The following is an 18,157-nucleotide window of genomic DNA, read 5'->3' on the forward strand; positions in this document are numbered from 1 at the left end:
ACTAACTTAGGCAACGCTGTACTAAGAAAGTCAAAAATAGTCGTAGTCCTACAGATAATTTCTCTAAAAAAGGCAAAGGGTAGAAGGAAGATAAATATATTTATATTTGCCCTTTCTGGAAAAGTGACGCTCTTGTATCGCTAACAGAGCGCCGGGAACGGACGATTCGACTTTTCGCTCTGCCAGAGGTAAAACAATTTAAATCTAGAGTGCGGGTATCAAGATTTCAGGCTTCCTTGTGAGAAAAATAGGAATTTATTTATGGGGTTTTCCTCCTGGCTTTTAGCATAGCTGCTTCCTACCTTGTTATAGATTTTTGATTCAGCCCCAAAATCCGAGTAAATTGAAAAGATAAGCGATCGCTTGTCATCTAGGTATATCGATGGTTGTAATAACCACTAAATTCCTGTTATCCCTATTCTGGGGGATGACTTAGAGCAGAAATAAAAACTGATGATTAAGTATCACTCGATGAAAGTAAACTGGCTTGTGGTTAAGGAATAAATTTTTATGAAAGCGATGATTCTCGCGGCTGGCAAGGGTACTCGCGTGCGTCCGATTACCTATACAATTCCCAAACCAATGATTCCCATCCTGCAAAAGCCAGTGATGGAGTTCTTGCTGGAACTGTTACGCCAACATGGATTTGACCAAATTATGGTCAACGTTAGTCATTTGGCTGAGGAAATAGAAAACTATTTCCGTGATGGTCAGCGATTTGGGGTGCAGATTGCCTATTCATTTGAAGGGAAAATAGATGACGACGGGAAACTGGAGGGGGAAGCAATAGGTTCAGCTGGAGGGATGCGCCGCATCCAAGACTTCTCACCGTTTTTTGATGATACCTTTGTGGTTTTATGTGGTGATGCTTTAATTGACCTGGATTTAACTGCGGCTGTTAAATGGCATAAATCCAAAGGAGCGATCGCTACCATTATCACTAAATCTGTCCCCAAGGAAGAAGTTTCTAGCTATGGTGTGGTTGTGACTGACGAAGATGGTCGTGTCAAAGCTTTCCAAGAAAAACCTTCAACTGAAGAAGCCCTCAGCACCAACATCAACACAGGTATTTACATCTTTGAGCCAGAGGTTTTTAACTACATTCCCTCTGATGTCGAATATGACATTGGTAGCCAATTGTTTCCCAAATTGGTAGAAATAAAAGCCCCCTTTTACGCCATTCCTATGGACTTTGAATGGGTAGATATTGGTAAAGTCCCAGACTATTGGCGGGCGATTCGTGGTGTGCTGCTGGGTGAAATCAAAAATGTGCAAATTCCTGGTCATGAAGTCGCCCCTGGCATCTACACTGGCTTAAATGTTGCCGTAAATTGGGACAAAGTGGATATTACAGGCCCCGTTTACATTGGTGGGATGACGAGAATCGAAGACGGAGCTAAAATTGTCGGCCCAGCGATGATTGGCCCCAATTGTTGGATATGTAGTGGCGCAACAGTAGAAAACAGCGTGATTTTTGAATGGTCGCGCCTGGGGCCAGGAGTCCGGTTAGTCGATAAGCTGGTGTTTGGGCGTTATTGCGTAGATAAAACTGGCGCTGCGATCGATGTTCAAGCGGCTGCTTTAGACTGGCTGATTACCGATGCCCGTCAGACACTACCATCACATACCCCTCTTGAGCGACAAGCTATAGAGGAATTGCTGGGGACAAATGTAAGTTAGGGACTGGGGAATGGGGAATGGGTAATGGGGAATGGGAAAAAGTTTTCCAATGCCTAATCAATGCCCAATGCCCAATTCCCAATCCTAACTATTTAAATAAGTGTATCTTCTAAGACTCTGCTCGTAAGTTTGCAATAATCGCTGAGATTCTGCTAGGGTGATACGCTTTTCTTCTAATGCTTTCTCGCAGCGCTGGCGAATGTTTTCCACCATATCTTCGGAGTCATATTGGACGTAGCTTACCACTTCGCTCATGGTGTCACCTTTGACAACGTGTTCAATCTGGTAGCCTTTGGGCGTTAATTGGATGTGAACGGCGTTGGTGTCGCCAAACAAGTTGTGCAAATTGCCCATGATTTCCTGGTAAGCTCCATTCAAGAACATTCCCAAATAATAGGGTTCTCCCGGCTTGTAGGTGTGCAACTCTAAGACTGATTTGACATCACGTAGGTCTATAAAGCGGTCGATTTTACCATCGCTGTCGCAAGTGAGGTCTGCTAAAATTCCTCGCCGCGTTGGTTCTTCAGCCAAACGATGGATTGGCATGATCGGGAATAGCTGGTCAATCGCCCAGCAATCTGGTGCTGATTGGAACACTGACATATTGACGTAATAGATGGAAGCCATAATTTTTTCTAGGTCTTCCAGTTCATCGGGTACGTATTCTTGTTGTCTAGTGATGTTAAGAATTTTTTGACAACAAGCCCAGTAGAGCCGTTCAGCTTTGGCTCGTTCTCTAAGGCGTAAAATTCCTAAGTTAAACCGACTGATGGCTTCTTCTTTGAATTGTGCAGCGTCGTGGTATAACTCTTGGTAATTTTCTTGGTTGATGGATTGAAAGCTTTCCCAAAGATAATTAATAATTGGGGATTCTCCCTCTTGTGGAGGTTCTGGTGGATTGAGGGGGACATCACTGGTACTGAGAACGTCAAAAATCAGCACCGACTGATGGGAAGCGATCGCTCGTCCACTTTCACTAATCAGTGTTGGTACGGTAATATCCCGTTCAGCACAGGTATCTTTTAACTCTGCCACGATGTCGTTGGCATAGTTCTGCATGTTGTAATTTTTTGATGCATAGAAGTTGGTTTGGGAGCCATCATAATCTACGCCCAAGCCGCCACCAACATCAAGGTATTTCATATCTGCTCCCAGCATTGCCAATTCCACATAAATGCGGCTGGCTTCTTGGATGGCATCTTTAATCACATTAATGGCAGAGATTTGTGAGCCGATGTGGAAGTGCATCAACTGCAAAGAATCGAGCAGGTTAGCTTCCCGTAACTTGTCAACAGCCTCGATTACTTCAGGCATTGTCAAACCAAATTTAGCGCGATCGCCGCTAGAGGTTCCCCAACGTCCCATGCCTTGGGTACTGAGTTTAGCACGAACCCCTAATATCGGCTTAATACCTAACTGGCGATTGGCATCGATCACCAAATCAACTTCTTCAATCTGTTCTAAGACGATGATTGGTGTTTGCCCTAATCTTTGGGCTAACATTGCCGTTTCGATGTATTCTCGGTCTTTGTAGCCGTTGCAAACTAACAAAGCTCCTGGTGTATCCAACACAGCTAGAGCAATCATTAATTCTGGCTTGGAACCGGCTTCTAAACCAAATTGATGGGGTTTGCCAAATTTCACTAAATCCTCAATCAAATGCCGTTCTTGATTGCATTTGACGGGAAACACGCCACGGTAGACACCAGGGTAATTATAGCGAGCGATCGCTTTGGCAAAACAAGCGTTCAACCGCTCAATCCGGTCTTCCAAAATATCGGAAAAGCGAATCAACATGGGAAGTCCCAAGTTGCGCTGCTTCATGGCGTTGACCAATTCAAACAAGTCAAGAGATCCCCCGCGATCGCCCTTGGGTGCTACGGTAACGTGACCAGCAGCGCTAATGGAAAAATAAGGTTGTCCCCATCCTTCAATACGGTACAAGGCTTCGCTATCCTCAATTTTCCAGGAGCGAGGTAAATCTCCTGTGGTAGGACTAGGTGGTAACAGCTTTTTGTGCTTATGATTTTTCACTTCTTTTTGTCCATTGGACGGTACTGGTACCACCTCGTCAGATGTAGCAGTTGGCTCAACACCCATTTCTTCTTAACCTCTGTTTTTCACCCACGAATTAACAATTTAGCGCATTCATTTGGGAACGTATATGCACCCAAAGATAATTTCTGAGATAAACTCTGATTGGTCAAGAGTCGTATGTCATTAGTCATTGGTCATTGGTCATTAGTGCAAAACCTTAGACTCAAGACAGAGGACGAAGAACAAATGACAACTGACTAATAAAAACTTTATTAAGCTTTGGGAGATAGCAATGGAACGCACATTTTTAGCAATTAAGCCTGATGGAGTACAGCGGGGATTAGTGGGGGAAATTATCCGTCGCTTTGAAACTAAAGGTTTTACCCTAGTTGGTTTAAAGTTCCTGAAAGTCAGTCGGGAATTGGCTGAACAACACTATGATGTTCACCGGGAACGTCCCTTTTTTAGTGGTCTAGTCGAATTTATCACTTCTAGCCCAGTGATAGCGATGGTATGGGAAGGTGATGGTGTCGTTGCATCTGCCAGAAAGATTATTGGTGCGACGAACCCTTTAACAGCAGAGCCGGGGACGATTCGGGGCGATTTTGGTCTGAATATTGGTCGCAACTTAATCCACGGTTCTGATGCTCAAGAAACCGCGCAACGGGAAATAGCTCTATGGTTTAAGGATGAGGAATTAGTCAGTTGGCAACCACACTTAACGCCTTGGTTACACGAGTAATGGGGAGTTAGGAGTTAGGAGTAGAGACGCGATTAATCGCGTCTGTACAGGAGTTAGGAGTTAAAAATTTCTCACTCTTCACTCCTAACTCCTCACTTATTTAGAGACTTCGCTTTTTTCCGGTTCTACTTGGGGTAATTCAGTACTAACGCGCTTGGAAAATCCCCAGCCTAAAATCAGGAAGATGGCAGCTATCATGATCCATTCTGGTGGAACTAAACTATCGTTGACCACTTTCAACAACAAACGTAAGCCCACCAAGGCCACAGTTACATAGCCTGCGTCTTCTAGGTTTTCATATTCGTCTAGCCAACGGATAAACAATCCCGCCATGAATCGTAGCGTAATAATACCAATTGTTGCACCTGTTAGCACTAGCCATTTTTCTTGAGAAACTGCGATCGCAGTTGTCACGCTATCCAAAGAAAATGCCAAATCTGTAAATGCAATCACAGGTATCGCTTGCAACAATGAATTAAAACGCGGCCCGTGATGGTGATCGTCCTTGGATTCTTCTGAGGTAAAGTGTTGGAATACCAGCCACAGCAGATAAGCAGCGCCCAATAATTCAAATTGCCAGAATTGTTGTACCCAAGTAGCAGTGAGAATCAAGGTGATTCGCAGCACATAAGCAACGACTAAACCAAAGTTCAAAGCTTTACGCTCAAGTTCTTTGTCTTCCAGCCCCCTAGCGATCGCAGCGAGAGCGATCGCATTGTCGGCAGATAACAGCGCCTCTAAAAGCACCAGGATCAGCAGAACTATCAGGGCTTCAAGGCTGAAATGAAAGTCGAGGTAATCAAAAATTCGGTCTAGCATTCCGGGTTTCTCAAACAGAAAAAATTAAAATTTGACAAGAACAGAGATTTGCATATTAAAAAGCGCAATAAATTGCTACTCTAATTCAGCTTAACGTGGTTGTGATGCATTTTGAAGGGGGTTGAATGTGTGCGCTCGTCGTGCGAGTGGGGTAATTTGCGTATAAGTCAATACACCAAAAGTTTTAACATCTTGCTTAGTGCGATCGCAATGGGCTGCTGTCTGTTCGCATCTAGAATTAGCTTATGAGAAAAAAAATATGGTAATAATTTATGAATATTTCCTTAACGACCGAGCTTGAGCAGTAATATAGCGTTTTGCAACCACATAAGGTATACCCCTCCCCGATGCTTTGAGGCTACGGTGTACACACAAGTCTGAAATAGCTGATTAACCAAGGTTTTACCCCACCCTAACCCTCCCCTTATAAAGGGGAGGGAACTAGATTTTCCGGTTTCCCCCCTTAACAAGGGGGGATTAAGGGGGGTAATTCGACTTATTGCATTAAAATCTGACGGATTAAAATACTCATTACCTCGCCTGGGTTGGCGGTTGGTAGTAGCGGACTCCAATCGCCGATGCTGGCGTAGCCAATCACTTGCAGATAGTGAATTGTGCTAGTAACTGCTTTTGGAGAACCTATTAATAGATGTTTAATCGGTTCTCTTTTGGGTAATTGATTTTCAGAAGATTGATTAAGGATGGGTGTATTTAAGTTTTCGCCCTCTAAGTACTGTTGTAATTCTGATTGGGCGAACTTCTGATTTTTTACAAACTTTTGTACTTGTGCCATCATTGTAATTGTCTCCCAGAATGGGGGTTTACAGAAAGGCGATCGCAGCTTCTTGGCAGAGGGCGATCGCCTTTCTTATTTGTATAATATAGTATAATTATATACTTATAAACCCCCTAAATCAAAAATAAATTAACATTCAAAAGTATTTATTTGTAGCTACAATTATTTTTCTGCTGTCGTTATTTGGCATCTAGAATTAGCTTATGAGAACAAAAATATCGTCATAATTTATGAATATTTCTTGATGAATGACACACTTCTACAACGCATTACTCATAATCCAGATATCTGCCACGGTAAACCTTGTATTCGAGGACTTCGTTATCCAGTTGAGTTGATTTTAGAACTGCTCAGTTCTGGTATGAGTACTGAAGAAATATTGGCAGATTATGACGATTTAGAATCTGAAGATATTTTGGCTGTCTTGTTGTTTGCTGCTCGACTTAGCCAAGTCAAAAGCATTCATCGAATTGCCTCATGAATCCTCTTGCACCCCACCCCAACCCTCCCCTTACCAAGGGGAGGGGGTAAACTTGCTCAATTTCCCCCCTTTATAAGGCTACGGTGTACACACAAGTCTGAAATAGCTGATTAACCAAGGTTTTACCCCACCCTAACCCTCCCCTTATAAAGGGGAGGGAACTAGATTTCCGGCTTCCCCCCTTTATAAGGGGGGATTGAGGGGGGTAATTCGACTTGTGTGTACACCGTAGCCTTTATAAGGGGGAGTCGTTTATTGAATTCGGGGAGTCGTTTATTGAATTCGGGGAGTCGTTCATCGAATTCGGGGAGTCGTTCATCTAATTCGGGGAGTCGTTCATCGAATTCGGGAAGTCGTTCATCGAATTCGGGGAATCGTTCATCGAATTCGGGGAATCGTTTATTGAATTCGGGGAGTCGTTTATTGAATTCGGGGAGTCGTTTATTATATTTGTTCAATTTTAATTTGAGGAGGATAAAACCGAAACACAAAAAGACTTTTCACCCAGTCTCCAGCGATGCACTGATTTCGACTGCGCTCAACTACCGCTTGTCGTTCGCGCAGCGTCTCGTAGAGAAGTGTCCCCAGTTCCTTGCTATAATCACAACTTTCGCTTCACTTAAATAACCCTAAAAACTTCTCCCACAAGGAATTATTATTAGTATTATTCTTAACTTTACGGTTATCATTCTTTTGAGTTTGAAGATTTTCTAGATTTTCCCGAACAGTAACCGTCTTGGAATGATTTACCCCAAACACCTGCTGACGAATTTCTAAAGCTTGCAGATACAGGGGTTCGGCTTGGTCGTAGCGTCCTTGAGAATTGTAGAGTCCTGCCAGGTCGTTCAGGCTGCTGGCAACATGGGGATGTGCATCTCCCAGCAGGCGTTTTCTCAATTCTAAAGCTTGCAGAAACAGGGGTTCGGCTTGGTCGTAGCGTCCTTGAGAATTGTAGAGATATGCCAGGTTGTTCAGGCTGGTGGCAATATGGGGATGTGCATCTCCCAGCAGGCGTTTTCTCAATTCTAAAGCTTGTAGATACAGGGGTTCGGCTTGGTGGTAGCGTCCTTGAGATTTGTAGAGTAATGCCAGGTTGTTCAGGCTGGTGGCAATATGGGGATGTGCATCTCCCAGCAGGCGTTTTCTCAGTTCTAAAGCTTGCAGATACAGGGGTTCGGCTTGGTCGTAGCGTCCTTGAGATTTGTAGAGTAATGCCAGGTTGTTCAGGCTGGTGGCAATATGGGGATGTTCTTCTCCGAGCAGGCGTTTTCTCAGTTCTAAAGCTTGGAGATACAGGGGTTCAGCTTGGTCGTAGCGTCCTTGAGATTTGTAGAGACTTGCCAGGTTGTTCAGGCTGGTGGCAACAGAGGGATGTGCTTCTCCGAGCAGGCGTTTTCTCAGTTCTAAAGCTTGGAGATACAGGGGTTCAGCTTGGTCGTAGCGTCCTTGAGATTTGTAGAGTAATGCCAGCAAGTTCAGGGTGCTGGCAACATCAGGATGTGCATCTCCTAGCAAGCGTTTATTAAGTTCTAAAGCTTGGAGATAAAGGGGTTCGGCTTGGTCGTAGCGTCCTTGAGAATCGTAGAGATTTGCCAGCCAGTTAAGGCTGGTGGCAAAATCAGGATATGCTTCTCCCAAACGGGTTTGCACCGTTGATAATCCTTGCTCATACCAAGGTGCTGCTAAGGTATACAAACCCTGTCCTTGATAGAATTTGCCTAAGCCAGTGAAAACCCAGATTAAATTTTCATCCTCCACAGCATCAATCAGATTTTGTGCCACCTCAGTTAAATGGGGAATTGCCAATTGCACTGACTTGATATCCTCAAGGGTGAGAGATTCAGGTATTTCCTCAGCAATTTCTACTAATGCTGCGGCAAAGGCTTTTTTGAGGTCATCGGCTGTGTTTGACCTTACCAGTTTTCCTTGCAAAAACTCCCTAATTAAAGAATGAATTTTATAGCAACTTTCTCTTTCTGCTACGCTTTGAATTAAATGGCGTTTATAAAGTTGCTTTCTCGCCTCGTCAACATCTGCCTTTGCCCAATTTAGTTGCTGACTGGCAGATTCAACTATTTGCCAAGGAATGATATCTGGGGCAAATAAACTCAACAACTCACCGACACGCTGTGTCATAGAATCGAGTTGTTGCCAGCTTAATTCAAATACGGCTTCCAATTGAGATTTTTGCTGGGCTGGTAATCGCTGTAAAATCTCTGTTAAAGATAAATTTGGATCTTCTGCCAAATACGCGCCGACTAATTGCAAACCTAAAGGCAGATATCCCAGCCATTTACATAAATTTGCTGCCGTTTGTGGTTCCCGTTGCACTCGCCTATCATTCTCACCCAACAAAGCTATCAACAAATTCAAAGCATCGTTTGGTGAGAGTTCATCCAAAGTTATCTGTTGAACTGTTGAACCGATATTTCGCAACCGAGTTGTGATTAATATACAGAAGCGGTTATCTGTTGGTAGTATTTGGCGACAATTATTCCAGTTAGTCAGATCGTCAACATTGTCCAATACTACCAAGACTAGTCCTGCTTGTGGTTGCCAATTCTGCCAGCACCATTTTACTTGTTCCTGGGAAGTCAGTAAGGTTTTCGGTACTTCCAGTTTCATGTAAAACTGAGCAAACTGCACAATCTCTGCTGCTAAATCTGGTTTTCTGGCATCTAACCAGCAAAGCCCACCAGGATAATTGACTTTGTAGCGGTGTGCGTATTGTGTTGCTAATTCAGTTTTACCGATTCCTCCCATAGCAGCCACAGCCAGAATTGCCGCGCTGTCATTTTGCTGCAACGTTTCATGCACTTGGGCAAGTTTCTCATCCCGCCCGACAAAGTTGGCGACACCCCGGTAAGGAATATTATTTGGAGGAGATGAGTGTAACTGCTCAGAGGAGTAGTTTATATTAATCGTTTCACCAATGTTAGCTATTCCACCCTCAACCTGAGTTTGCCAGCCCTTGGCATTATCCTGGTTGCTTTGGTTCATGATGGCTCAATTCAAGAATTGGGAGGTGCATGATGAATGTTAATATCGCCTTGATAAACTGTTCCACCCTCAACCTTAGTTTGCCATCCCCTGGCATTATCTTGATTGATTTGGGTCATAGTGCTTTTGTCTACTATCTTACCAGCCTCAATTTCACGAGCCAGTGTTTCTACTTCTTTCGCAAACTCTGGTTCTTCATGTAAAATTATCTGCAAGTAAGCAGCAACCCTGTCTAAATCTGGTTTCGAGCCTTTTTCAGCAGCGACGAGAGCTGTTTCTGCTTTCAGATTTCCCCGTAATTTACCCCAAATCTTTTTTCGCAGCTCATCCATTTTAACAAGGGCTGCTTCAGTGAATTTCTCGATAGTTTTCTCAAATGCTTTAGTAAAAGCGAGAGTTGCGATCGCACTAGCTGTGATTGGTTCCAAAATATCCTACCTTATCCAGCGACATCTTCACTGATGGATACAATAACAGAGGTTTAGATTCCAGAGAGATAGAGGCTAATCCCGTTTCTCTGGTGAAAGTCTGAGTTTACGCTGTAAGAGAAAACTTTCAACGTTATAAACCAAAGTTTCAACCTAAGTAACAATTGCTTCAACATTTATAAGAAAATATTTAACTTTTGCAGCAAATACTTAAACGTTTCTTATACATGCTTGAACGCGAGTAACAATTGCTTCAACATTTATAAGAAAATATTTAACGTTTGCAACAAATGCTCAAACTATCTTATGAATCCTTCAACATCAAGAATAAATGTAAATAACGTCTGGAAGCAATTCACGACAGCATAATTCCAAATCTCACAAAATCTCTGCCAACTTTACCAGCAGACTATTTGCTAAATCAAACAACCTGATGTCATCTATATCAATACTATTTCCTTCACCAGCTAGCAGATTTTTTACAGCAGATAGCCTGTCATCTACTTGAGAAATTCTCCAAGATTCTTCTAAGTTTACTGCAAAATCAAATAGCGATCGCTCTCCTAAATGCTGTCTTACTTTCACAGCTACACTATCATTACTTACCAGAAATTCTTTAATAGTATCTAATTGAGAATTACCTAATATTTCGTCATGTCCCCACGTTTCTAGCCAGTCTCCCTCCACATCTTCAACGTAAATATTGACAAAATCAACACCGTAAGTTAACCAGTTCTGCTGCATTTGTCGTGCTGTTGCTAAAGCTTCAGCAAATGTATCTACTTGATTGTTGCAGTGAGTTTCTCTTTTATTAGCCATAAAAGCTCTAATTAGCACGTAAGTATATAGGCTAGACACAAATCTGAAATATCAAATTCCTGAAAAGTCACGAAAATTTTAAATATTTGCCACCAGAAAGGTAATCACTGTTATACAGGGCCACGTTGACTAACTGGTTGATAAAATTAGTATCTTTGGGATTGTAACTTAAGAACAACCCCCTCTCGATTTCCCATGAACGCAGTGTATTTTGCCAAGCTTCGTACTTTTGGTGATTAAGTTCTTCTGAAACACTGGTAATTTGAATGCACAGTGGTTGATTGTTACGACTAACAATTAAATCTGTTGCCATTGAAAGGTCGGCTATATAACGCTGCCAAAAACTACCTTCTCGCTGAACAATATCTTGGGCTATTGATTTAATGATATCATCATCTACCTGATTAAATTCGCCTGCCATCAATTTTTGTTTCCAAATATAAAACTTGGAGTCACTTGCATTAAACCATCTGGGAAATAAATAACCATACCAATATCTCTCAATCGGCGTCATCAGATCAAACTTTGCTTTTTGTTCTTCTTCTGAAGGTAAGGATTTGATTATCAGCCAAATTGTCGAATCCGTAATTACCTCTAGTAAAAAGGCCGTGACAAAGGGTTTTGCAGTCAGGGAACCTGGTTTGATGTCTTTTATCCAACGATTGATTTCATCTAATCTTCTCGCTAAATTATGATCTATCGAGGAGGCTTGCTCGATAAGGGACTTTAGCTGATCCTTAATTTCTTGTGCTTGCAATCGATGCCCTACTTTCAGAAGATTACGCTTTTTTTACACATTGATAACTAGATTTTAACTTGAAAATGTCTTTAGTTCATTTCCTGATGTAATCAAATATTCTCTAGGTCGATGCCCTGTATACGTAAAGCCTCCCGCAGTCGAGCAATTTCTTGCTCTGCTTGTTGGGCGCGTTCTTCTGCTTGTTGAGCACGTTCTTCTGCCTGTTCGGCACGTAAACGTTCTTGTTCAGCTAATTCTTCTGATAATAGTATTAATTGATTTTCAGTAGTGAATAATCTTAATTTACCTTCATAAACTCCCAAGTAAAGTTCTAACTGCTGACTCCACAAACGTCCATCAGTAGTAGTTTGAATTTCTTGATACTTTCCATCAACTAGATGAAATCCCTGAAGTTCCATTGTTACAGGATCAAACCAGAAATAATCTGGTGTACGGAAGGTATCTTGGTAAACTTGTTTTTTTAAACCTTTATCAACTGTTGCTGTTGAACTTGACAAAATTTCCACAATCAGGTTAGGGTATTTCCCGTCTTCTTGCCAAACTACCCAACTCTTACGGTCTTTTTTCTGGGTTCCCAAAACTACAAAAAAGTCTGGACCACGGAAGCTTTCTGATTTTTTCTGGTTAGGACTGTAATAAATCGTCAAATTGCCAGAAGCATAAAAATCTTCCCTATCTCGCCACCATAATTTAAGTATGCGAATCAGCAAATCAATTTGTTCTCGGTGCAGATCACTTTCCAAGGGTGGTTCGTCACTCAATATATCGCCAGGAGGAAAAATAACTTCGTCTTCTGAAATATGATTAGAGATGATTTCTAGGGTAGCAGGTTCAGACATCAGCGATCGCTCCGCGATTTACGTTCATTTTACTGAAAATTCGGTAACTTGCAGACGGCTTTGAAAACTTGTAATAACTCAATTGCACCGGGAGATTCATTCAGATTTAATAATGGCATTAACTGATAAGTTAGCTGTTCGTCATGTCTTAAATAAACAAATTGATAACGCAGTCCGTTAGTTGCCAAATCCCAAACTGATGGTTGTTGATCTAAACTTTTAAAAGCATAAGTGATTAATTGAGGTAAACCCTCACCCACTTCAACCGCACTGTTTTTCGTTTCAATTACTACAACCCAAAAAGGCGGTGCAATATTACTTTGAGGATTGTTGATTGCTAAAATATCCATCCGCCCGGTAATTCTTCTGTCTTCATCTTCAACTGCGATCGCAATGCTATCTTCCATTGTCAACCGAATCGGCACATCGTAAAATCCAGCTAGCCGCATTAAGGGTGCAATTGTTAAGAATTTAACTAAACCTTCAGAAATTTTACCTGCGCTTAAATAACGATCAAAGTCGTTTCTGATTCTTAATAAATCTTGCTGTTCAAAGTCAGAGAGTGGTTCTAGAGTTAAGAAGTCTGTAAATGAACCATTGGAAAGCTTTTCTAGTTTGAGAAACCGATGAACATCGTTGAGAGATAAGCTGCTGGCTTCGACGGTGAGGGGCATAGTTTCAGGCTTTGTTTGTCAAGACTACTTACAATATTGCAACATTCCCGGTAGATAGGTTGCAAAACGTCTTTACATTTTTTGATCGCTTGCTTTTGCTAGATGAAAATGAATGTAAACTAAATAACTCGGCAATTTGTACCTAGCTTAACGAAAATCTAAACAATGTCTAGCACAACTGGGCTAAGAATAGTTTTTAGTAACAATAGTGATTGCACTCATAACTAACCATGTCTCAGCCAACTATAGAATCAATCCTACAAGAGAAGCGCCTCTTTCATCCTGGCTCGGAATTCTCGCAAAATGCTCATATCAAAAGCCTGGAAGACTATCAGCGTCTCTACGACAAAGCCAAAGCCGATCCACAGCAATTTTGGGCAGATTTAGCTGGAACAGAATTAGAATGGTTCCGAAAATGGGATACAGTATTAGACTGGCAACCACCTTTTGCTAAATGGTTCGTTGGTGGTAAAATTAATATTTCTTACAACTGCCTTGACAGACATCTCACTACCTGGCGCAAAAATAAAGCAGCATTGATTTGGGAAGGAGAACCAGGTGATTCGCGTACCCTCACATACTCCCAACTGCACCGGGAAGTTTGCCAGTTTGCCAATGTATTGAAGCAACTGGGTGTACAAAAAGGCGATCGCGTTGGTATTTATATGCCGATGATTCCCGAAGCAGCGATCGCGATGTTAGCTTGTGCGAGAATTGGCGCACCTCATAGTGTGGTATTTGGTGGTTTTAGTGCTGAAGCGTTGCGCGATCGCTTAATTGATGCTCAGGCTAAACTGGTAATCACGGCTGATGGTGGTTGGCGCAAAGATGCGATCGTTCCTCTCAAGGAACAGGTAGACAAAGCCTTAGCTGATGGTGCTGTTCCCAGTGTAGAAAACGTCCTAGTTGTCAAGCGCACCGGACAAGAAACTTATATGCAGTTGGGCGGACGCGATCATTGGTGGCATGATTTGCAAAAAGGGGTATCAGCAGATTGTCCCGCCGAACCGATGGACAGTGAAGATATGCTGTTTGTTCTCTACACTTCTGGCAGCACGGGCAAACCGAAGGGGGTAGTGCATACAACTGCTGGTTATAATTTGTATACTCATATCACCACCAAGTGGATATTCGACCTCCAAGACACAGATGTATATTGGTGTACCGCCGATGTTGGTTGGATTACGGGACACAGCTATATTGTCTACGGTCCTCTTTCCAACGGTGCAACCACGATAATGTACGAAGGTGCGCCCCGTGCTTCTAATCCTGGCTGTTTCTGGGATGTAATTGAAAAATACGGCGTTAATATTTTTTATACAGCACCTACGGCAATTCGAGCATTTATTAAGATGGGTGAACAACATCCGAATGCGCGAAACCTGTCTTCATTGCGTTTGTTGGGAACCGTCGGCGAACCGATTAACCCGGAAGCTTGGATGTGGTATCACAAAGTTATTGGTGGGGAACGTTGTCCAATTGTGGATACTTGGTGGCAAACGGAAACCGGCGGTATCATGATTACACCGCTACCAGGGGCAATTCCCACCAAACCAGGTTCTGCAACTCTTCCCTTCCCAGGAATTATTGCAGATGTCGTGGATTTGTCAGGAAACAGCGTACCTAATAAGGAAGGCGGTTATTTAGCAGTGCGCCATCCGTGGCCAGGAATGATGCGGACAGTCTACGGCGATCCAGAACGCTTCCGCCGCACTTACTGGGAATACATTCCACCTCAAGATGGTAATTATACTTACTTTGCTGGTGATGGCGCAAGACAAGATGAAGACGGCTACTTCTGGGTAATGGGTCGTGTGGATGATGTACTGAATGTCTCAGGACACCGACTCGGTACAATGGAAGTAGAATCAGCCTTAGTTTCGCATCCAGCGGTTGCAGAAGCGGCGGTAGTGGGTAAACCGGATGAGCTTAAGGGTGAAGAAGTAGTTGCTTTTGTGACTTTAGAAGGCACTTATCAAGGAAGTGAGGAACTGAGTAAAGAACTCAAACTGCACGTTGTCAAAGAAATCGGTGCGATCGCACGTCCCGGAGAAATCCGCTTTACAGACGCTTTGCCGAAAACGCGATCGGGTAAGATTATGCGGCGCTTGCTGCGGAATCTAGCTGCTGGACAAGAGATATCTGGAGATACTTCGACATTAGAAGATCGGAGTGTGTTGGATAAATTGCGGGAAGGCGCGTAAATAATTTCAAATCAGCTTAGTAGGGGCGCACATATATTATGCGGCCCTTACCGTCTGTCTTGTGATGCATTACGCGCTAACGCAGACCAATTTATTATAAAGATTAGAACATTATTGAGGCATTCAGGGCGATGAAGGTGAAGTGCAAATCCAAATCAGCATTTGTTCAACCTATTGGCTGCATGATGCTGAGTATTATCAGTGTAATGGGGATATCACCATTAGTGTTAGCGGTTCCTGCAAAAGTTTCTTTACATTCGCCAGAACAGTTTGCACAGAGACAACCACAAAAAATAGCACAAGCTTCAGGTACAGATACACCAGAGCGATCGCAACTCCTGCAACAAGCCAATGGTTTATTTAGTCAGGGAGACTTAACAGGTGCAGAGGAAAATTTACGCCAATTAATTAAAAAATTCCCAGAAGATGCCTTCGGACACTTTCAACTGGGAAATGTGCTTTTTCGGCAAAAGAAACCAGAAGATGCAATTAGTTCCTATCGAGAAGCCATTCGCCTCCAGCCAAAATACGCTCTAGCTTACAATGCGATCGGTGTTGTTTACGCAAGCCAAAGTCGCTGGGAAGAAGCCATTAATGAATATAAAAAAGCTCTGGAAATTAATCCTAATTATGGCGAGGGGCTGACTAATTTCGCAGTAGCATTGTGGCAAACAAATAAAAAAGACGAGGCGCTATCTTCTTTAGAAAAAGCTTTAAATATTTTCAAATCACAGAATAGAGGTGAAAAAGTTAACCAAGTAGAACGAATTTTAAAAGAGATCAAAACTGCTGATGAGCCTAATGTTTCCTGAGAATCATATTATTCAGTCGATAAAAGTTAAAAAGAGTTGTTGCGATCGGCTTTAAGGATGCTTTGCCAGAAATGCGATCGTATACGAAGATTATGCGGCAGTTGTCGCATAATCTTGACTTATGGATAAAAAACAGGTTTGAAACTGACGACGATAAACCAGGAGAACCGTGTATGCAAGTAAGACAAGAGATTTTTGATACTTATTGGCGATTTGCTAGTATGCGCCAGGAAGTATTTTTTAACAAAATTAACAACGTACCACCACCCTGGACGAGTGACCCGATTATTAATACTTATAAATTTTGTAATGCATATCGAGCAAGCGATCGCGTTTCACAATATCTGATCAAAAATGTAATTTATGATGAGAATAGGAGCAAAAATCAAGAAGAAGTAGTTTTACGGATTCTACTCTTTAAAATTTTTAATAAAATAGAAACATGGGAATACTTAGAAAAGAAAATAGGAGATTATATTACACTGTCTAATTTCGACTCCAAAGTATATTCAGATATATTACAAGAGGCTATGAATCTTGGATATGTTATTTACACTAGTGCATATATGTCTTGTGCCAGCAAAGAGTTTGGTTATGATAAAAAGCACCAGAATCATTTGGCATTAATTGATAAAATGGTTGTGCAAGATAGAGTAGATAATCGCATAGTCAAAGCCAAAAAACTTGAAGACGTTTTTCAGATTTTTCAAGAATATCCATTGCTAGGTAAGTTTATGGCTTACCAATTAGCGACAGATATTAATTATAGTGAAATTATCAACTTTGACGAAAACAGTTTTACTATAGCAGGCCCAGGAGCCGAACGTGGTATCGAGAAGTGTTTCATTGATACACATGGTAAAACATATACTGATATTATTCATTGGATGAGTGAAAACCAAGAGAAAGAGTTTCAACGCTTAGGGTTAAATTTTCAATCACTCTGGGGTCGTCCACTACAGGCTATAGACTGTCAAAATCTTTTTTGTGAAACTGATAAATACTGCCGAGGAGCATTTCCTGATTTGAAAAGTAATCGTAAAAAGATAAAATCAAAATTTACGTTGACGCCTCAGCCAATTGATTATTTTTATCCACCCAAATGGCGTATTAACGAGAAAGTTCAAGAAAGTTTAGCACAGAGATTGCCAACATTAGAGATTACTAATTTGCAACTATTAAATAATAATAATTGTCAGCAATTATCTTTGGAGCTAGATTCTCAGGTAAAAACAACATCTGAAATTACGAAGAATATATCAAAACAATATAAAAAATCTGAACAAGACACTCAGCGAAAAAAATCAAAAGTTTTACAAAATATAGAAATGGAAAAACATGAACAGTTGTATCTGTTTTAAGACAAGCGGCTCTTTATAAATCCACAGTAATTCTGAGTAAAATACATGGACATAAAAGGATATGCTAAGTTCGACATCACTAGAAAGTATCGCTACTCACTGCGGCGTAAATGGGATATAAGTTTACCTCAAGTTACTTTTGTGATGCTTAACCCAAGTACCGCCGATGATAAGAAAAATGATCACACTCTCACTAGATGTATTAACTTTGCTAAGTCTTGGAGATATGGTTCTCTTGAAGTAGTTAATCTATTTGCTTATTGTGCTACAAACCCCCGTGAACTTTGCCAAGTAGATGACCCTGTGGGGCCAAAAAACAACTGCTATATTCAAGTAGCAACAAAACGCGCTGCCTTAATTATTTTGGCATGGGGTGCGGGAAAATATCCCAGAATTCAGAATCGTGAAAAAGAAGTGTTAAGTCTAATTTGTGATAAACAACCTCTTTACTGCCTAGTTCTAACAAAGTATGGATACCCACACCATCCGTTAGGTCTTTCAGTTAGTACACAACCAATTATTTTTCCTAGTGATTCTCTATAAATATAGCTTAATTTTCTAATGGCGATACTTTTTATTCATCATCAGATTTCTATTTCATCCTTCAGAGAATCGTAAGGATTCAGGTGGCAGAGTATTGACAAGGGGGACACTTGAGGGGGAGTATCACAAATATGAACCAAAACCTGCCTCAAGATATAGACC

At 41.7% G+C, this 18,157-nt stretch carries 16 protein-coding genes; 7 read left to right on the forward strand and 9 right to left on the reverse strand.

Features of this window, described 5'->3' with window-relative positions; all coding sequences use genetic code 11:
- Nucleotides 1–510: 510 nt before the first annotated feature.
- Nucleotides 511–1,680: an NDP-sugar synthase gene (locus V7L12_RS25885; protein ID WP_335088730.1), complete on the forward strand. Its 1,170-nt coding sequence runs from the start codon at nt 511–513 to the stop codon at nt 1,678–1,680.
- Nucleotides 1,681–1,764: 84 nt separating this feature from the next.
- On the opposite strand, the gene speA is transcribed toward V7L12_RS25885, so the two are convergent.
- Nucleotides 1,765–3,780, reverse strand: a complete 2,016-nt coding sequence (gene speA, locus V7L12_RS25890; protein ID WP_335088732.1) for a biosynthetic arginine decarboxylase — start codon at nt 3,778–3,780, stop codon at nt 1,765–1,767.
- A gap of 229 nt (nt 3,781–4,009) precedes the next feature.
- Here speA and ndk point away from each other — a divergent pair, with 229 nt between their 5' ends.
- Complete coding sequence (gene ndk, locus V7L12_RS25895; RefSeq protein WP_334815214.1) at nt 4,010–4,459, forward strand: nucleoside-diphosphate kinase; 450 nt, start codon at nt 4,010–4,012, stop codon at nt 4,457–4,459.
- Nucleotides 4,460–4,555: 96 nt separating this feature from the next.
- Here the strand turns inward: ndk and V7L12_RS25900 are convergent, their stop codons facing one another.
- Both V7L12_RS25900 and V7L12_RS25905 read right to left on the reverse strand, forming a co-directional pair.
- Nucleotides 4,556–5,278 (reverse strand): TerC family protein, encoded by a 723-nt coding sequence (locus V7L12_RS25900; RefSeq protein ID WP_335088734.1) that lies wholly within the window; start codon nt 5,276–5,278, stop codon nt 4,556–4,558.
- A 496-nt stretch (nt 5,279–5,774) separates the two neighbouring features.
- Nucleotides 5,775–6,074 (reverse strand): hypothetical protein, encoded by a 300-nt coding sequence (locus V7L12_RS25905; RefSeq protein ID WP_335088736.1) that lies wholly within the window; start codon nt 6,072–6,074, stop codon nt 5,775–5,777.
- Nucleotides 6,075–6,318: 244 nt separating this feature from the next.
- Here V7L12_RS25905 and V7L12_RS25910 point away from each other — a divergent pair, with 244 nt between their 5' ends.
- Nucleotides 6,319–6,555 (forward strand): DUF433 domain-containing protein, encoded by a 237-nt coding sequence (locus V7L12_RS25910; RefSeq protein ID WP_335088738.1) that lies wholly within the window; start codon nt 6,319–6,321, stop codon nt 6,553–6,555.
- 615 nt (nt 6,556–7,170) lie between these two features.
- Here the strand turns inward: V7L12_RS25910 and V7L12_RS25915 are convergent.
- The 6 genes from V7L12_RS25915 to V7L12_RS25940 all read right to left on the reverse strand — a co-directional run bounded on the left by V7L12_RS25915 (nt 7,171) and on the right by V7L12_RS25940 (nt 13,075).
- Nucleotides 7,171–9,555 carry a tetratricopeptide repeat protein gene (locus tag V7L12_RS25915; protein ID WP_335088739.1) on the reverse strand — a complete coding sequence of 795 codons (2,385 nt, stop codon included), beginning with the start codon at nt 9,553–9,555 and terminating at the stop codon, nt 7,171–7,173.
- An 11-nt stretch (nt 9,556–9,566) separates the two neighbouring features.
- The gene (locus V7L12_RS25920) at nt 9,567–9,983 is read right to left on the reverse strand and encodes a hypothetical protein (RefSeq protein WP_335088741.1); all 417 of its coding nucleotides are present in this window, start codon (nt 9,981–9,983) and stop codon (nt 9,567–9,569) included.
- Between the two features lie 378 nt (nt 9,984–10,361).
- Entirely contained in the window at nt 10,362–10,802 is a 441-nt protein-coding gene (locus V7L12_RS25925) for a hypothetical protein (protein ID WP_335088743.1), read from the reverse strand.
- A 67-nt stretch (nt 10,803–10,869) separates the two neighbouring features.
- The gene (locus tag V7L12_RS25930) at nt 10,870–11,559 is read right to left on the reverse strand and encodes a hypothetical protein (RefSeq protein WP_335088744.1); all 690 of its coding nucleotides are present in this window, start codon (nt 11,557–11,559) and stop codon (nt 10,870–10,872) included.
- A 92-nt stretch (nt 11,560–11,651) separates the two neighbouring features.
- Nucleotides 11,652–12,401 (reverse strand): Uma2 family endonuclease, encoded by a 750-nt coding sequence (locus V7L12_RS25935; RefSeq protein WP_335088746.1) that lies wholly within the window; start codon nt 12,399–12,401, stop codon nt 11,652–11,654.
- 29 nt (nt 12,402–12,430) lie between these two features.
- On the reverse strand, nt 12,431–13,075 hold the full coding sequence (locus tag V7L12_RS25940) for a restriction endonuclease subunit R (RefSeq protein WP_335088748.1): 645 nt from the start codon (nt 13,073–13,075) through the stop codon (nt 12,431–12,433).
- A 230-nt stretch (nt 13,076–13,305) separates the two neighbouring features.
- Between V7L12_RS25940 and acs the strand changes: the two genes are divergently transcribed.
- From acs to V7L12_RS25960, 4 genes are all read left to right on the forward strand, one after another.
- On the forward strand, nt 13,306–15,279 hold the full coding sequence (gene acs, locus V7L12_RS25945) for an acetate--CoA ligase (RefSeq protein ID WP_335088750.1): 1,974 nt from the start codon (nt 13,306–13,308) through the stop codon (nt 15,277–15,279).
- 131 nt (nt 15,280–15,410) lie between these two features.
- A complete protein-coding gene (locus V7L12_RS25950) occupies nt 15,411–16,091 on the forward strand; it encodes a tetratricopeptide repeat protein (RefSeq protein WP_335088752.1) in 681 nt (226 codons plus the stop codon).
- Nucleotides 16,092–16,264: 173 nt separating this feature from the next.
- On the forward strand, nt 16,265–17,452 hold the full coding sequence (locus V7L12_RS25955) for a nucleotide kinase domain-containing protein (RefSeq protein ID WP_335088754.1): 1,188 nt from the start codon (nt 16,265–16,267) through the stop codon (nt 17,450–17,452).
- 45 nt (nt 17,453–17,497) lie between these two features.
- Nucleotides 17,498–17,995 carry a DUF1643 domain-containing protein gene (locus V7L12_RS25960; RefSeq protein WP_335088756.1) on the forward strand — a complete coding sequence of 166 codons (498 nt, stop codon included), beginning with the start codon at nt 17,498–17,500 and terminating at the stop codon, nt 17,993–17,995.
- Nucleotides 17,996–18,157 lie beyond the last annotated feature (162 nt).

It is taken from the genome of Nostoc sp., from assembly GCF_036918245.1.
In the GTDB taxonomy this organism is placed as follows: Bacteria; Cyanobacteriota; Cyanobacteriia; order Cyanobacteriales; family Nostocaceae; genus Nostoc.

Excerpts from the sequence above, each read along its gene's own strand:
- V7L12_RS25950 (WP_335088752.1), top strand. The coding sequence starts at position 15,411 with ATGAAGGTGAAGTGCAAATCCAAATCAGCATTTGTTCAACCTATTGGC.
- V7L12_RS25885 (WP_335088730.1), top strand. The coding sequence starts at position 511 with ATGAAAGCGATGATTCTCGCGGCTGGCAAGGGTACTCGCGTGCGTCCG.
- V7L12_RS25940 (WP_335088748.1), bottom strand. The coding sequence starts at position 13,075 with ATGCCCCTCACCGTCGAAGCCAGCAGCTTATCTCTCAACGATGTTCAT.
- V7L12_RS25935 (WP_335088746.1), bottom strand. The coding sequence starts at position 12,401 with ATGTCTGAACCTGCTACCCTAGAAATCATCTCTAATCATATTTCAGAA.
- speA (WP_335088732.1), bottom strand. The coding sequence starts at position 3,780 with ATGGGTGTTGAGCCAACTGCTACATCTGACGAGGTGGTACCAGTACCG.
- V7L12_RS25955 (WP_335088754.1), top strand. The coding sequence starts at position 16,265 with ATGCAAGTAAGACAAGAGATTTTTGATACTTATTGGCGATTTGCTAGT.
- V7L12_RS25960 (WP_335088756.1), top strand. The coding sequence starts at position 17,498 with ATGGACATAAAAGGATATGCTAAGTTCGACATCACTAGAAAGTATCGC.
- V7L12_RS25910 (WP_335088738.1), top strand. The coding sequence starts at position 6,319 with ATGAATGACACACTTCTACAACGCATTACTCATAATCCAGATATCTGC.
- V7L12_RS25905 (WP_335088736.1), bottom strand. The coding sequence starts at position 6,074 with ATGATGGCACAAGTACAAAAGTTTGTAAAAAATCAGAAGTTCGCCCAA.
- V7L12_RS25925 (WP_335088743.1), bottom strand. The coding sequence starts at position 10,802 with ATGGCTAATAAAAGAGAAACTCACTGCAACAATCAAGTAGATACATTT.
- V7L12_RS25915 (WP_335088739.1), bottom strand. The coding sequence starts at position 9,555 with ATGAACCAAAGCAACCAGGATAATGCCAAGGGCTGGCAAACTCAGGTT.
- acs (WP_335088750.1), top strand. The coding sequence starts at position 13,306 with ATGTCTCAGCCAACTATAGAATCAATCCTACAAGAGAAGCGCCTCTTT.
- V7L12_RS25900 (WP_335088734.1), bottom strand. The coding sequence starts at position 5,278 with ATGCTAGACCGAATTTTTGATTACCTCGACTTTCATTTCAGCCTTGAA.
- ndk (WP_334815214.1), top strand. The coding sequence starts at position 4,010 with ATGGAACGCACATTTTTAGCAATTAAGCCTGATGGAGTACAGCGGGGA.